The 16,075-nt window shown below is 38.5% G+C and carries 15 protein-coding genes; 2 read left to right on the top strand and 13 right to left on the bottom strand.

Features of this window, described 5'->3' with window-relative positions; genetic code table 11:
• Positions 1–207 precede the first annotated feature (207 nt).
• From gnd to LMF89_RS04280, 4 genes are all read right to left on the bottom strand, one after another.
• Positions 208–1,617 (bottom strand): decarboxylating NADP(+)-dependent phosphogluconate dehydrogenase, encoded by a 1,410-nt coding sequence (gene gnd, locus LMF89_RS04295; RefSeq protein WP_229534033.1) that lies wholly within the window; start codon positions 1,615–1,617, stop codon positions 208–210.
• A gap of 171 nt (positions 1,618–1,788) precedes the next feature.
• Positions 1,789–2,439, bottom strand: coding sequence for an HAD family hydrolase (locus LMF89_RS04290; protein WP_229534032.1), 651 nt, complete (start codon positions 2,437–2,439; stop codon positions 1,789–1,791).
• A gap of 330 nt (positions 2,440–2,769) precedes the next feature.
• A complete protein-coding gene (locus LMF89_RS04285; RefSeq protein ID WP_229534031.1) occupies positions 2,770–3,228 on the bottom strand; it encodes a chemotaxis protein CheX in 459 nt (152 codons plus the stop codon).
• 2 nt (positions 3,229–3,230) lie between these two features.
• Positions 3,231–4,082: a response regulator gene (locus tag LMF89_RS04280; RefSeq protein WP_229534030.1), complete on the bottom strand. Its 852-nt coding sequence runs from the start codon at positions 4,080–4,082 to the stop codon at positions 3,231–3,233.
• A gap of 539 nt (positions 4,083–4,621) precedes the next feature.
• Here LMF89_RS04280 and LMF89_RS04275 point away from each other — a divergent pair.
• Positions 4,622–5,947 carry a hexokinase family protein gene (locus LMF89_RS04275; RefSeq protein ID WP_229534029.1) on the top strand — a complete coding sequence of 442 codons (1,326 nt, stop codon included), beginning with the start codon at positions 4,622–4,624 and terminating at the stop codon, positions 5,945–5,947.
• Between the two features lie 145 nt (positions 5,948–6,092).
• On the opposite strand, the gene LMF89_RS04270 is transcribed toward LMF89_RS04275, so the two are convergent.
• The 8 genes from LMF89_RS04270 to LMF89_RS04235 all read right to left on the bottom strand — a co-directional run bounded on the left by LMF89_RS04270 (position 6,093) and on the right by LMF89_RS04235 (position 14,021).
• On the bottom strand, positions 6,093–6,254 hold the full coding sequence (locus LMF89_RS04270) for a hypothetical protein (protein WP_439651932.1): 162 nt from the start codon (positions 6,252–6,254) through the stop codon (positions 6,093–6,095).
• A gap of 127 nt (positions 6,255–6,381) precedes the next feature.
• Positions 6,382–6,954 (bottom strand): pyridoxal 5'-phosphate synthase glutaminase subunit PdxT, encoded by a 573-nt coding sequence (pdxT, locus tag LMF89_RS04265; RefSeq protein ID WP_229534028.1) that lies wholly within the window; start codon positions 6,952–6,954, stop codon positions 6,382–6,384.
• 24 nt (positions 6,955–6,978) lie between these two features.
• Positions 6,979–7,860 carry a pyridoxal 5'-phosphate synthase lyase subunit PdxS gene (pdxS, locus tag LMF89_RS04260; RefSeq protein WP_229534027.1) on the bottom strand — a complete coding sequence of 294 codons (882 nt, stop codon included), beginning with the start codon at positions 7,858–7,860 and terminating at the stop codon, positions 6,979–6,981.
• A 270-nt stretch (positions 7,861–8,130) separates the two neighbouring features.
• Positions 8,131–8,835 (bottom strand): NAD(P)-binding domain-containing protein, encoded by a 705-nt coding sequence (locus LMF89_RS04255; protein ID WP_229534026.1) that lies wholly within the window; start codon positions 8,833–8,835, stop codon positions 8,131–8,133.
• A gap of 389 nt (positions 8,836–9,224) precedes the next feature.
• Positions 9,225–10,514 (bottom strand): DUF445 domain-containing protein, encoded by a 1,290-nt coding sequence (locus tag LMF89_RS04250; RefSeq protein WP_229534025.1) that lies wholly within the window; start codon positions 10,512–10,514, stop codon positions 9,225–9,227.
• A 16-nt stretch (positions 10,515–10,530) separates the two neighbouring features.
• Positions 10,531–11,772: a DUF445 domain-containing protein gene (locus tag LMF89_RS04245; RefSeq protein ID WP_229534024.1), complete on the bottom strand. Its 1,242-nt coding sequence runs from the start codon at positions 11,770–11,772 to the stop codon at positions 10,531–10,533.
• The gene (locus tag LMF89_RS04240; RefSeq protein WP_229534023.1) at positions 11,769–12,155 is read right to left on the bottom strand and encodes a YkvA family protein; all 387 of its coding nucleotides are present in this window, start codon (positions 12,153–12,155) and stop codon (positions 11,769–11,771) included. The genes LMF89_RS04245 and LMF89_RS04240 overlap by 4 nt, the downstream gene beginning before the upstream one ends.
• Before the next feature lie 129 nt (positions 12,156–12,284).
• On the bottom strand, positions 12,285–14,021 hold the full coding sequence (locus LMF89_RS04235; RefSeq protein WP_229534022.1) for a hypothetical protein: 1,737 nt from the start codon (positions 14,019–14,021) through the stop codon (positions 12,285–12,287).
• A gap of 325 nt (positions 14,022–14,346) precedes the next feature.
• Between LMF89_RS04235 and LMF89_RS04230 the strand changes: the two genes are divergently transcribed.
• The gene (locus LMF89_RS04230) at positions 14,347–14,721 is read left to right on the top strand and encodes a methylglyoxal synthase (protein WP_229534021.1); all 375 of its coding nucleotides are present in this window, start codon (positions 14,347–14,349) and stop codon (positions 14,719–14,721) included.
• Positions 14,722–14,801: 80 nt separating this feature from the next.
• On the opposite strand, the gene mqnE is transcribed toward LMF89_RS04230, so the two are convergent.
• Entirely contained in the window at positions 14,802–15,887 is a 1,086-nt protein-coding gene (gene mqnE / locus LMF89_RS04225) for an aminofutalosine synthase MqnE (protein WP_229534020.1), read from the bottom strand.
• Positions 15,888–16,075: the final 188 nt, after the last annotated feature.

Genomic DNA, 16,075 nt, shown 5'->3' with positions numbered 1-16,075 from the left:
TAAGGAACCACAGAGGCACAGAGAAAAAACAGATAACTAACAACGCTTCTCATCCCTTAAAACAATGGAATGATCGTTTTGAATCACAAAGACACGAAGCCGCTTACGCGGACACAAAGAACACAAAGGAAGAGAATATATTTCTCTATCTCTATGTTCTTTGTGGATCTCTGTGCCCTCTGTGTTTAACGTTCTCTACTTATGAACCTATTTTTTTATCCATTCCGTATGGAAAGTACCAGGTTGATCAACTCTCTCATAGGTATGAGCACCAAAGTAATCTCTTTGAGCTTGGATCAGATTGGAAGGGAGCACGGCTCTTCGATAGCTGTCATAATAGTCCAAGGAAGCACTAAAAGAAGGCGTCGGAATCCCTAGCTCTTTACACGTTTTTACAACTAGGCGCCAATTCTCTTGAACTCGGCTTAGTGCCTCTTGGAAGTAAGGCGCCAGCAGTAGATTCGGCAAATTAGCATCTTGCTGAAAAGACTCTTTAATCCGATCTAAAAATTGAGCCCGAATAATGCATCCACCTCGCCAAAGAAGAGCCACGTCACCATAGTTCAAGTTCCAGGCATATTCCTTATCAGCAGCTTTTAAAAGAGCAAACCCCTGGGCGTAAGAACATATCTTCGATGCATACAAAGCATCATGGATCGCTTTAATAAATACCTTGCGATCTCCCTTATATTGATCATTTGGACCAATTAAGATACTAGATGCAGCCACTCTTTCTTCTTTATAGGCCGACATACAGCGCGCGAATACGGCTTCTGTAATTGTTGGCGTCGGTACTCCCAAATCCAAAGCATTTTGCGAGGTCCACTTACCTGTCCCTTTCTGACCGGCTTTGTCTAAAATCATTTCTACTAATGGTTTACCCGTGAGTTCATCCTGCTCTAAAAACACATCTCGTGTAATTTCAATAAGATACGAATCCAGCTCCCCTTTGTTCCATTCAGCAAATACTTCATAGAGTTCCTCTGCTGACAACCCTAATGCAACTTTCATAATATAATATGCTTCACTAATGAGCTGCATATCGCCATATTCGATCCCATTATGTACCATTTTCACGTAATGACCGGCCCCGTCTGGTCCCACATAAGCGCAGCACGGACCATCTGCAACCTGAGCAGCAATCGCTGTAAAAATCGGTGCAACTTCCTGGTAAGCAGAAAGTTCAGCTCCCGGCATGAGACTTGGTCCCTTTAGTGCTCCTTCTTCTCCCCCAGACACGCCCATGCCAATAAAACGAATCCCTTTACGAGATAATTCATCAAATCGCCTGCGGGTATCTTGAAAATAAGAATTACCACCGTCAATAATGATATCCCCTTGATCTAGATAAGGCAGCAATTCAGCTATCATATCATCTACTGGCTTACCGGCCTTAACCATCAGCATAACTTTCCGAGGCTTGGTGAGCATCTTGGTCAGCTCCATTATAGAATGAGCCCCGCCAATCTTTTTGCCCTCTGCATTTTGCGCCAAAAATTCATCTACTTTACTTACCGTACGATTATATACCGCTACACCAAAGCCTTTGTTAGCCATATTCATCACTAGATTCTCACCCATTACAGCTAAGCCAACCAATCCAATATCATATAACATCCCTGTTTCCTCCCTTTCTGTAACAAATCAATTCCTCTTGCTACTGTATTATTCTAGTGTAAGTCTAAGGATACCTGCTCATTCAGAAAATTTATTTCATTTTTTCATTTTTTTTAGGGCATTATAATCAATATTGAAAAGGATACTACTTTCGCCTAATTCTAGGTGAATTTACAATCTTCCCAGGAGACTAGCAAGTTCTGAAACTGATAAAACGATATAATTAGGATCAGCGGCAGCCAGCTCTTCTTGGCTGCCGTATCCATAAGCAACAGCAATCACATCAATATGATTCTTCTTAGCACCGCTGATATCATATTTTCGATCTCCAATCATTACAACTTTACTTAGATCAGTAATGTTTTCCCCTATTAGGGCAAATTCGATGACATCGCTTTTTTCAGTCCTTGTTCCATCAAGATTACTTCCCACAATGGCAGCAAAGTACTGTTTTAAACCAAAGTGTTCTAAAATTTGCACTGAAAACTCGGTAGGCTTTGAAGTTGCTACGATTAGTTTTTTACCTTGGTTCTTCAAACTGGCTAATAGTTCCTCCATGCCCGCATATACTTTGTTTTCATATAATCCTGTTACCGAAAAACGTTCTCGATAATATCCAATCGCCTGCACTGCCTCCTGATCACTCATATGGTAGAACTCTTTAAAGGATGCTAATAAAGGTGGTCCGATAAAAGGGATCAACACATCTGGATCTTTTTCCTTAATTCCCATTTTCTGTAAGGCGTATTGAACGGATGATGTAATACCGATTTTAGGATCGGTCAATGTTCCATCCAAGTCAAATAATATGATTTCATACATAACTGTCACCTTCCTATTTGTTAAGATTTTCTATACTATTTTTTTATATTGCTTAGCTAAATTAACGATTGGCAACAGAAAACAATTCGCGCTCTGTCATTGCGAACAGAGTGAAGCAATCTCTTAGCAAGGGGTGCTTCGCTATGCTCGCAACAGATGGACGTTATTGTAAATTGATCCTAAAATAAAAAGGCCTAAGGTCTCCTCTTTATTACAGAGCAGTACTCTTACACCTTTGGTTTTCAATCAGCCAGTTATCGATTTTTACTCACGATTTCATAAGGAACTACAATGTCTCTATGATTAAGGCTGTAAACGTCCCCCCGTAAATTATTCGATGCCAATATTTAGTTCAATTACTAATGAATCGGCAATCATTTCCACTACTAAAAATTTTGCACTGCTTACTTTCAGTTTGAAATTCTCCCCCATAACTAGACTAGGAGGAGAAATATCCACTCGTAAGCCATCCTTCTCAAAATGAGTTGCAGCATTTCCCGTAACCATGTTGGTTAGCTCAGAAATTGCACTTTGTGCTAAGTCATCTAATGATGCAACAGGCATCCCCATCATCATTTTCGATGCAATCGACATGGCCGTTGCTTCCGTGAAATTATATGCAATGTTGCCACGCAACTGATCTGTCAATCCTACTAGCACGGTAATTCCCTTACTCTCGACAAACTGCTCCCCTACTGAAAGCTTGCCCTTCACAACATTTTGAAAACCTAATTGCGGCATAATATTCATAATCGCATCGATAAATGGATTAATCACTTTTACATCCAAAATTATTTCCCTCCTACAAACCCAACATTCATATGCAATGAACCAATAGCAGTTTTTGCTGTGACTGTATTCGAAGTCATTTTAGGATTAATAATAGCAATGGACTCACCAATTATAATGCTCGGTGGTGTAAGACGAATTTCAAATTCCTTAGCTTTTAATACATTATTAATCTCAGAGATACTATGTCCTGCAATAATATTAGTAAATTCAGAAATACTATTAAATACATCCTCATCCGCTACTACATCAGTTCCTAATAACTTCTTAGTAAATTCTTGCGCCACGTCCATAGATACATCCAGCATAATTCGCCCTTGCTGACTTCCTGTGATACCAATGATAACGCCTAAACCATGGGATACTACCGTCTGAATCTTACTATGATCTACAGAAAGAACATCCATTCCCGTCATGTCTATAATATTTTTCGTAAAGGCTGCAATAAAATATTCCAAGAAATGCTGCTGACCTGCTTCATTCCCCTTTTCAGCGATAATCTGTTCAAATCCAAGGAGGAGCGCCTCCGACTTCACCGGCTTTTGGAAAAATGCTTTTACGCCAATGGCTGTCCCCCGATTGATAATGGCTTCATCCTTCATGGCACTTACCACTACAATTTTACCGGCTGGATCAATGGTCAACAATTCACGGCAGCACTCCAACCCATCCATATCAGGCAATGTCAAATCCATCGTTACCAAATCCGGCTGTAGCTCACGGTACTGAAGTATACCATCACTACCCGTACCAGCACAACCGCACACCTCATACTTTGATTCTTTCAAAGCATCTTTTATTAACCTCTGACTAAAAGGGGAATCATCAACTATTAGTACTCGAATTTTATTCATCGTCTCACCGCCAGCATAATTTTTTACGATTAGCAATCTATTAAGTTATTATCATTCTATATTTTTATCTTTTTACCTGCGCCAAATGACAAATATAGCAATATATTTACAATGTTTTAACACGCATTCTGCTGCTTTCCCTCTTATCATCAACATTCTAGTGACCTTTTCTTTGCTCTAGACTTTACCATTGGAAGAATTTACGTTACCATAAAGAATGAATAGATCTAGAACCCCTCACTGATTTTTAAGGAGGCAATTATGCTTGTTCACCTATCTGAAAAAAAAGCTTGCTTCTTACAAAATTCCCAAGGAGTTTATCGTTGTAGATTTTCTACCTAAAAGTTCGACGGGAAAAATCCTAAAAACCAACTTACGCCAACAAGCAATGAATATACAAGCTCTAAATTGATTGTATATATTTAACTTTTTTGAGATAATTGCGTAAAAAGTCAGTTAAATTTCATATGTTTATGATATAATTTCCATAAACGCTGTCATAAACATAGCGAATCGATTTTTTACTGGAGGTTTACAGTATGAGCAAGTTGTTAACTCAGCTACATGAGCTAGCCGCACAACTCACCATTTCCCCTGAGCAAATTGGTTGCATCGCCGCTAAATTTCAACAAGCTATGGAAAATGGACTACGCAAAGCACCTAGTTCATTAAAAATGTTACCCTCTTATTTAAGCAAACCGTCCCGAAAAGAAATAGGAACATTTCTGGCTTTAGATTTTGGCGGAACCAATGTAAGAGTCCTGTTAACGGAATTGTTAGGAGAAGGACAGTATAGAATACATGCTCGGGCAGGAAAGCCCCTTAAACAGGAAGAAGAGCAATACAATCATATATCCAAACAATCTACTGCCGATCACTTATTTGATTTTATTGCAAAGCAAATTGCCCCTCTTGTAAAACCCGATCAGATATATCCCCTAGGTCATACGTTTTCCTTCCCCACAGACCAAAGAGGTCTTAATACAGGCACATTAATTCATTGGACAAAAGAAATTGAAACAACAGGTGTGGAAGGTAAAGACATTACAACTTTGCTACGATCAGCCTTAGACAGACAGAATCTTCGTAATGTGATACCTAAAGTCATCATAAATGATACTGTCGGTACCTTACTTGCCTCAGCCTATGAAGATCCCTTTACGGATATTGGCTCTATTTGCGGTACTGGCCACAACACAGCTTATATTGAACCTTGTGCGCCGGATACCAAAAGCCCAATGATTATCAACCTAGAATCAGGTAATTTTGATCAATTACCCTTTACCGCTTATGACGCCCTATTGGACCAACAAAGTGAGAAACCCGGCGAGCAACGATTAGAAAAAATGGTCTCTGGTCACTATATTGGTGAGTTAGTGCGCATCATAACATGTAGTTTATTTGACGATGGATTACTGGCAGGAAGCACCTCTACAAGAAAAATACTAACCACTCCTTATATATTACATGGTGCTCATATTTCGCTTTTACTGGAAGATAGCAGCGAGAAGAAAGAACAGATCGCCCACTTTCTTGAGAGCAAGCTAGGTATTACAAACTCTACGCTTGAGGATCGCCAAACCTTAAAAAAGATTGCCTCCCTTGTATCCATTCGCTCTGCCCGCTTGGTGGCGGCTACTTATATCGGAATTTTGCATCATATTGATCCGGATTGTTCTCAAAACCATACCATTGCCATCGACGGCTCACTATACGAAAAAGCCCCTAACTACGCTAAAACCATTCAGATGACGTTGGATGAAGGACTTGGAACTAAGAAGAAAATTACCAGCACCCTTACAAAAGATGGCTCAGGTATTGGTGCTGCCATCGCTACCGCCATTGCGATACATACAGAAAGTTAAGAAATACACGAAAAACAAGTCCAAGTAGTCAAACGGCTACTTGGACTTGTTTTCATGATACGTGTTATGCACCAATGCTTTGTCGCTCAGCAATCAAATCTTCCAAACGCTCTTTTTTGTTCTCATTAATTCATCCACGGGCACCTCAGCCACTCCTTGGGCTACTGGAGGCTGTAATGTTGAAATACATTTTTAGCATCGCTGCCGATTCAACTGCAATATCCGTACGCCGCCCGCCCATAGCTACACCTACATCGGCAAAGACTAAGGCTGGAGCATCATTGATGCCGTCACCAATCATCATCACCTGGGAACCCAGCTCCCTGCTGCTATGATATATATATTTCAGACATATTCGTCATTTCTATATCTACCTAATGACGTAATAACAAAAAAATCATTGAACACAAAAGTGTTCAATGATTTTTTTATTATTACGCGTTCTTGGCAATTGAAATAAAATACTGGTGAATTCGATCATCCTTGGTCAATTCAGGATGAAATGCCGTAACAAGGATATTATTTTGCCTAGCAATAACAATTTTATCATGTACCCTTGCCATAACTTTTACATCCTGGCCTGCCTCTTCAATATAAGGTGCGCGAATAAAGACAGCTTTTAACGATTCTGCGCCAAATTCAGGCACTGTCATATCCGCTTCAAAACTCTCACGCTGACGGCCAAAAGCATTGCGTCGAACCACAATATCCATGATCCCTAAACGAGGCTGATTGCTATCTTTAATTTCCTTCGCCAGCAGAATCATGCCAGCGCAAGTTCCATATACCGCCATTTTCTGATCCACTCTTAATTTAATCTTATCCATCAGTCCCCACTCTATCATTAGCTTGCCAATAGTGGTACTTTCTCCCCCAGGAATGATCAAACCGTCAACCCCATCTAATTCTTCTGGCTTTCGAATCTCTACTGCTGTTACTCCACAGCCTTCCAGCATCCAGCAATGCTCTCGGAAAGCACCTTGCAATGCCAATACTCCGATCTTCATAATAATCCCTGCTTTCTCTCTTGCTTACCAGCCACGATCCTGCATGCGCTCATGATCTGCTATGGTAGAAATCTCGATACCCACCATAGCCTCACCAAGATCGCGAGAGATTTCAGCCAAAATCTTGGGATCATTATAATAGGTAGTAGCTGCTACAATTGCCTTTGCCCTTTTTACAGGATCACCTGACTTAAAGACACCCGAACCAACAAAGATGCCATCGCAGCCTAAGTGCATCATCAGAGCCGCATCAGCCGGTGTCGCAATACCTCCTGCCGCAAAATTAACAACTGGCAGACGTCCTTGTTTTTTCACTTCCATAACAAGTTCTAAAGGAGCTGCAATATTTTTGGCAAAGGCAGATACTTCTTCATTGGGTAAGTTCTGCAGCTGACGAATTTCACTCATAACCATACGAATATGCTTTACAGCTTCGACTACATTGCCCGTTCCTGGCTCTCCCTTGGTACGAATCATCGCTGCCCCTTCACCAATACGACGAAGTGCTTCACCAAGATTTTTAGCACCACATACAAAGGGAACTTTAAACTGATGTTTATCAATATGATATTTATCATCGGCAGGTGTTAGCACTTCACTTTCATCAATATAATCAACCCCTAGTGATTCTATGATCTGCGCTTCTACAAAATGGCCAATTCTTCCTTTAGCCATAACTGGAATGGTCACAGCCTCCATGATTTTCAAGATAATCGTGGGATCAGCCATCCGAGCAACCCCGCCTGCCGCGCGAATATCTGCTGGCACACGTTCTAATGCCATTACAGCACAAGCTCCTGCTTCCTCAGCAATTTTTGCCTGCTCAGGCGTAGTTACATCCATAATCACGCCACCCTTAAGCATTTCTGCCAAACCAGCCTTTACGCGAAAAGTCCCTTGCTGCATATTGTTTATGCCTCCTGTACTTGTTTTTATTTTTAGTCCTAGGATCATTTGTTATTGAGGACTTCTAAAAATATAATGTTATTATAAAACAAAATAGACCTCTTTAAAATATACAGAATTATATTTTTCAATAGGTACAGATTTGAAAAAAATCGAACCACAAAGACGCAAAGGACACAAAGGGTTCTATTTATAACTTATTTGGTGTACTCCTTTGTGTGCCGCATCAGTGGCATTGCGCCTTTGTGGTTCATAATATTCCCTATCTTTTCACACACAAAAATTACAAGCTTTTGTCTCGTTCTTATGTTTGACAGATTGTACAATTTCCCTGGCAAAAGGTCCCAAGGTGCCATCAGCATAGGATTTCATCACTCCAGCGGCAACTTGCCCAATAGCATTTTTTATAATCCCTGGATCTGAAATCCCTTTTTGCTTTAAGACCTCCTCAATAGCCATGCCCGCTTCAATCGCTTTCTGAGCAGCTACCGTATTAATGGTATACACTAAATCTGCCTTGCCGATGATTACCTGTCCAACTAATTGAAAGATTTCCACAGTTTGTGCAACTAACTCTACAGGAAACTGATTGACAATAATGACTGGAGAATGTCCTAATGCAATCTCACCTGCATGGCCAATAAATTTAGCACAAATACACTTTACATGGGAATCCGCTATACTGTTTAGCATATCTTGGCTCGCATTTGTCGCGATATTAATCACAGTTACATTTTTTCCTATGTCATTAAATACTTTAATACAACTCACGACTTCTGGATCAGGGAGAGCCAAAATTACAATTCCCAATTCCGCCATCTCTCCTAATGAACCAACAGTAGAAACACTAATTTCTTCTGCTGCTTTTTCCACCTTCTCTATATTTCGATCAAATATGACTAAATCTACCTGACCTGCTAATAATCCCGCTAATACTCTTCCCATACGTCCAATCCCTACTAAACCAACCTTCACCTTAACCACTCCCTTGTTATTTATAAAATAACTTTCCAGCGACCTTCTATTAGTATATGACCAAACTCTTAAAATAGCGTTTTATTGATTGTAATCAGTTTATTTTCTAGTCATACCTCTAAGACATAGATAGTTGAATCACAAAGACGCAAAGCCGCTCATGCGGACACAAAGAACATAAAGGGGGAAGAATAATACTTCTCTGTGCTCTTTGTGGATCTCTGCGCCCTCTGTGTGTAACGTTCTCCGTAAAAAACTAACTTTCTAAAAAAGAATCACCTTCTCGTGTATAGAGAGGTGATTCTTTTTGCGACTTCGTCAACAATTTCTAATATGACTACCATAATAATAAGTATTGCAATTACAAAACGTTGTTTCATCATTTTTCCTTAAAACAAACTTTGGATAATGGGAACGACATAGGGATCATAAATATAACGTAAGAAGAAAAACATTATTAAACCGACTATACCGCCTACGATAGAACCATTGATGCGAATCCATTGTAAATCATTCCCTGCTTTTTCTTCCACGAAACGATTCAGCTTATCATCGTTAAATTCCCCTAAAACCCTTTGAACAATTTCACCAATGATATAATGCTCTTTTTCGATAAGCTCATATATCACCTGCTTAATACGCACTTCTAGCCATTCCTGCAGCTCAATATTTCCCTTAAAAAACATCCAGTATCGATCCATTTGAGTATAGATCCAATCGATGAGTTGAGGACTGAGCTGAGGATTCGTTGTCTTTAGAAAATTCTCCGATACATGAATCACTGCATCACCTAATTCTACTTCTGTCGCCAACGTTATTTTCCAGTTCTCCACTTGTTCTAGCCAAGTATAATTCTTTTCAGATGCTTCGGCTATCGCTGTTAAATTCTCATGAATTTTATTATGTATGACATGATCAGGGTTCTTAATATCTTGCAAAATTGCCAGAATCTCTGCGTAAAAAGCATCCGTTGCATCGGAAAGGCTTACACTATTAGTCTGCTCACCTAACCAAATGAAGGCTCTTTCTAAGGGTGACCGATTCTTGGTTTGCGTCATTTCTTCTAAATATTGGTAAATATTTCTTTTTGCCTCATTCTTATCTAGCTGATTGATAAGTTCATCTACAATGTACATTGTTAAAACTCGAGCACGGTCATTTTCTAATAACCATCTGACTATATTGTTCATTTGCGAGATAAGATCAATGTTTTTGATTTCTTTTCTAATAAAACCTTCCATATGATTAACGAAATCTCGAATATCAAGCTTACTGATCATATCCTTACCGAATCGCTCCAGAGAACTTCTTATGAACTCCCTTCCTCTCTCATGATCTACAAAGCCAATCAGCAAAGTAACAAAGCAGATACTCTCTACTCTTTTTTTAATGGATTGTACCGTAAGCAAATCTTGGTCAATAATATTCCGAATGGACCAAATTACCTTTTGACGATGCCTGGGGATCAATGCCGTATGCCAAGGAAAACCTAAAGGTTTTTTAAAAAGCGCAGTAATCGCAAACCAATCGGCAATCCCACCTACCAACGCCGCCTCCATTACAGCAAAGAGCATCTCTACAGCGAAAATATCTTTATAGTAATATTTAAGCCCAGCAGACAATAAAAATAGTAAAAATACCAATAGTAAAATTTGATTTGCTATGCTTTTATTATTCATTTCTCTTCACCTGCATTTATAACCAATAGGTCAATATGTATAGAATCATTCCTACCAAACCGCCAACAAATGAGCCATTAATACGAATCATCTGCAAATCATTGCCCATCTTGCTATCAATAAAATTTACTAATCGCTCATTGGTAAATTCATTAAGGCTCTCCTTTACAATTCTGCCAATTTGGTCATGGTTGCGATCTAGCCATTCTCCTAAAACAGCCTTAAGGTACAAATCCATCTTCACCCGATCTTCCTGATTTTCAGCGAAATCTTCCAGAACTATCTCCAGCTGTGCCATAAGAGAGTCCATCCCTCGAACTGCCAGTCTATTGTCACGAATCACTTTATTAAATACAGCTACCATGGACCTGGATATTTTTTCGCCTAATTTAAATTTATATATTATATTTTGCTGGAGCCATGACTCAACCCGTTGCCCAAAATCAGCATCATTTTGCAGCCTGACTACAAACTGTTTCAATTTCACCTTTCCGTCTAGCCTGAAAGGATGCTGGGCGGATTTCATTTCTAATAATATACTGACCAATCCATGCTGAGCTGCCTTCGCCAATTGCTTAGGGGATAAATCCATCAGCAAATTAAATAATTTCCTCCGATTCATACCATGTTCATATTTCTTGGTAACAGCAGCAAAAACATTTGCCAGCAAGTGGACAAACTTTTCATTCTGGGCAGCAATGATACATTGCTCAATGATAAGATCTAGTATTTTGTCATCATATTGGTGATCCATAAACCATTGGACAATGGGGATCCCATAGGGAAGAACCTTAATATTGTCCATATTGTCTTCCACAAAATCTTGAATTAATACCTCTAAATCTTCCGGATTCACTTGAAGAGCAAAATCCTGCCAAAAGCGATATAGCATTTTTTTCACATCTTGCCTACCGCTATTCTCATTGGTAAAATATAGTAATGTAGCCGTTAAATCATAGTCATCCAAGTTTTTCTTTATATTCTCTTTTATTAATATCTCATGCTCGACCATATCAATCAACGCTTGAAATATCTTTTCCCGATTTCGGGGGATAATCGCCGTACGAAAAGGTATGCCTAAGGGGCGGCGAAATAAGGCGGACACAGCAAACCAATCAGCTAAACCGCCTATCATTGCAGCACCGAACCCTCTGGCTAAAAGACCGCCAAAGAACGTGTGGGAAAAAGGATAGCTTGCTAAGAATCCACAAGAAACAATCCCCAATATACAAGTTGCCTTATATTTATTAGCACTCATAACTTAGCATTAACCTCTTCCAGTTCACTTTCATCTACTTCACCAAACCAAGACTCCAAACGGGACTTTGCTCGGATTTTTGTCTCTTTATCAATATATATTGCAACTACCGCTAACGCCATCATCAACGCACCAAAATCATCCGTATATCCTAAAAAAGGCAAAAAATCTGTAATGAAATCAAAAGGGGAAATAAAATATCCCAGTGCGCCAATAATAACCGCTTTCACTTTTTTCGGAACATTGTCTTTTTGCAATGTGTAATATAAAAGTAACGCAACATATACTAACTTTTTACCAGCTTTAAGGGAAAATCTTTTTAATTTCTCAAACAGCTTTTTATCCGTATATTTGGTCGAGTATTTCTCAAAATTAAAATTCATAATAAAAACCTCCTATAAAAGATACTGATTTATTCTTTTATAGTATCTCTCTTTATCACTACTATAATTTATCTTCCATATAAAGACAAGTCATCCTTCTACTTGCTGTAGCTGAATGACTTGTTTTATTTAATAGTTTTCACCTTTAAACTCAGTTATGCTTAATGTATTTTCTTTCGTATCATTTGCAGTTACCGATATGAGATCTCCTACCTTAACTAAAGGAATTTTCGGTGACGTATTCGAACTCCCCACAAAAATTCGATTATCGCCCTCGATCATAAAATAAAAATAAGACTCTCCACCCTTAACCACTTGAGAAACACGGCTGATTTTACCTTGCAATTTCAATGCTTTATTTTCCTGACTTGGAATAAACTGATTTCCCTTGCTAGCTAATACTTGCTGGTAAGCACGCAAGCCACTTTCAATATCAGCTCCAACACCTACTAAATTATAGTTTTCTACGGAGATAAAGGATACAGCTTTTAATAACCCTTCTTTATCTTTTAAAGGAGCAATATAAGTTGGCACACCGCCGATGTTATACAAAATAGGATATCCGGCACGATAGGATTTCTCCTGTACCTGACCTTCTGCTGATTTTTTTGCGCCGCCTTCATCAGCACCAGATACCTTATACCATTTTGCTTCTTTCGTACGAGAGTTGATCAAAATAAAACCGACCGAGCTTCCATCTTTACCTGATGAGGTAATCCCTGTATACCAATATACACTATCATCGTTGCCATAAATGAGATGAAGCTCATTTCCCGTTGGCTTTAATGTTCCCATTTTGGCAAATACACTATTCCAAAAACCATTTATGTAATCGCCCCAATCTTTAACTTGCTTATATACATAGGATTCTGGCTGAACCCTGTCAACCCAGCTAGGCAAATCATCAATAGTATGCCGACTGATTTCACCTGTTTGAGCATTTACAATCACTGCACCTACTGCATCAGAACCGTGATAACCTACTTTATTTTTATATAAGGTCACAACCCAATATGGATTAAGATCATCATCTACTTCAAAAGAAAAATCTGAAATCCCAATATTAAAAAATCCATTAAAATATACGTATCTGGGTAAATAATCAAAGAAGAAACCCTTCATTTGATACTTTAGATATACCTCTTTGCCATTAACCGACTGCACTAAATGTACATCTTGGGGATTCGTAGCAGAGACCATAACAAAGCCTTTACTTCCCCTAGTATAATTCGTCAGCCATTGAAAGATACCACGATGTTCTAGGGGTGCTACATAATATAATTTTTCTCGTACCTTTTGCAGTGATAATTCACCAATTTGCACTTCACTACCTAAAGCAGGTACTTCACCAATGATTTTTTCTGCCAGCTTACGAGCTGTTTCCTCATCTACAATTCGTATTTGCGATAAGTTTATCGGCTCGATATCAGAAGTAAAAGAACTTTCTTTTACCTCGCCTAATAAACCTCTGTAAGCACTGCTATATAGCATCGGAGCGCTTGTTAATATTGGTAGAATCAACAAATTACTCACACCAACTACTAACAATATAATCCCTACAAAGCCGAGCATTCTATAGCGTTTAAAATTTTGTCCTTGATTTTGATAATTAGCAATATCAACAACATGTGGCCGTTCCTGAAATAACTGAGGGAATAATTTTTTTAATACTTCTCCCCAGGCTGTTTTGGCTATAAATAACCTAAACTTATTCAGCAAAATTAATGCTGAGATAAATAAAAATAGTATTCCCCAGGCTATAACCAAATTCGACCAATCCGTAAAACCAAATGCTAATACGGGCATTTCCATAAAGAAATACAGGAAATTAACTACTAAGAATGCTATTATTAGAAATGGCAACACATTTAATCACTCCTTGCAAATTAAAGCTTCATTACTACTTTCTATTCGCCATAAATCAATACTCATCCTGCTTCTTCCACAGAATCATATTATATAATAAATTATTGATCCAGTTACTCCACTGTTAAATCTAGGCGCTCACTCATATAAGTGATCCTTGAATCCGAAAAAATCCATAGGACGGACTTAGCTTAAATTCTACAGCCTATTTCTCTTAGCAGGATTAGTTCTTTGGAAAAATTAACACTATGTTATTAACTTTAACATACTAGTAAAGCTAATTATGATATAATTTATCTATCTATAATTAGAGGTAGGTGTTGTCATGAAAACTGTTGCGTTAATTGCTCATGATCGTAAAAAAGAAACCATGTTAGAATTTGTTGTTAAACATCGAAAAATTCTAGCAAAACACCATTTAGTGGCTACTGCCACTACTGGTCGCCTAATTAAAGAATCCGTTGGTCTAGATGTTACCACATATTTATCCGGACCACTTGGTGGTGACCAACAAATAGGAGCACGTGTTGCCTGTGAAGAAATTGATTTAGTAATATTTCTAAGAGATCCTCTAACGGCTCAACCCCATGAACCAGATATCACAGCCCTTCTTAGAATATGTGATGTTCATAATATCCCAGTTGCAACAAATGTAGTCTGTGCGCATTTACTGGTTTCTACACTAAATGAACCGCTATAAAGAAGATTTAATTTAGATGGGCTTGCAGCTCCATCCATAAAGAAGGAACAGCTAATATCAATTTAGGCTGTTCCTTTCTATTACAATATTTTAACTATATTATACATAGAATCCCTCTCTACTGGAATACGACCAGTTTGACGGATTGTCTTAATGATTGTTTCTTTACTCAATGATGTAGCAGATTTTGCGCCTGCTGCATGCATGATTTTTTCTTCATTTACTGTACCATCAATATCATTTGCACCAAATCCCAATGCAAGCTGAGCTATCGGCAATGTTAGCATGACCCAATAAGCTTTTATATTCTTAAAATTATCTAACATCAAACGAGAAATAGCCATCGTCTTAAGTTCATCCCATACTGAAGTTCTTTCTATTCGTTCACCAAGTACCGTATTATTAGGATGAAAAGGAAAACAAATAAACGTTTGGAAGCCGCCTGTTTTATCCTGCAAATTGCGTAAAGATAATAAATGATCCACTCGTTCTTCTACTGTTTCAATATGACCATATAACATACTGGCATTACTGCGAATCCCTAGACTATGTGCTATGCGAGCTACCTCCAACCATTCAGCGGCAGTAGCCTTTTTAGGACAAATCTCATTTCTTACCCGATCTGACAATATCTCAGCACCACCTCCAGGCATAGAGTCTAAACCAGCATTTTGCAGTTCGATTAATACTTCGGCAACAGACTTTCCAGAAATAGCAGAAAAATATATAATCTCTACTGCTGTAAACGCTTTTAAATGAATATGTGGCAATGCCTGTTTTAATTCCTTTATTACATCGACATAGTATGAAAAAGGCCAATCTGGATGCAAGCCGCTCACGATATGCAGTTCTCTAAGATCTGGATCTTTAGCTGCCTGTTTAGCAATTTCTAAAGCATTTTCCTTATTCATGGCATAGGAGTGGACACTCTCTGCATCACATCCAAAAGCACATAACTCACAACGAGCAGTACAGATATTAGTAAGGTTAATATGACGATTCACATTGTAATATACATAATCGCCGCTCACATTTTGTCTAACTATATCTGCTAGGTAACCTAACCAAGTCAAATTGTTACATTCAAATAATGCAATGCCATCTTCTCGATTAAGACGAATTCCCTGCATAACTTTTGCCTCAATTTGTTCTAGAACTATATTCACGTATGACACTCCTTCCATTTTGTATTCTTCCCCAAAAAGACATTGCCTTCCTGCAAAACCTAATAAAAAACTAAAAAAATATAATCTTTTTCTTAATACACAAAAAGCACTCACATAAATGAGTGCTTTTTATTAACCAGCAACTACCTATCCTCCCAGGCCGTTTCCAACCAAGTACTTTCGGCGTA

This window comes from Pelosinus baikalensis (genome assembly GCF_020819555.1).
Lineage (GTDB): Bacteria > Bacillota > Negativicutes > DSM-13327 > DSM-13327 > Pelosinus > Pelosinus baikalensis.
The sequence above is the reverse complement of the archived record's forward strand: the minus strand, read 5'-3'. Positions and strand labels throughout refer to the sequence as shown.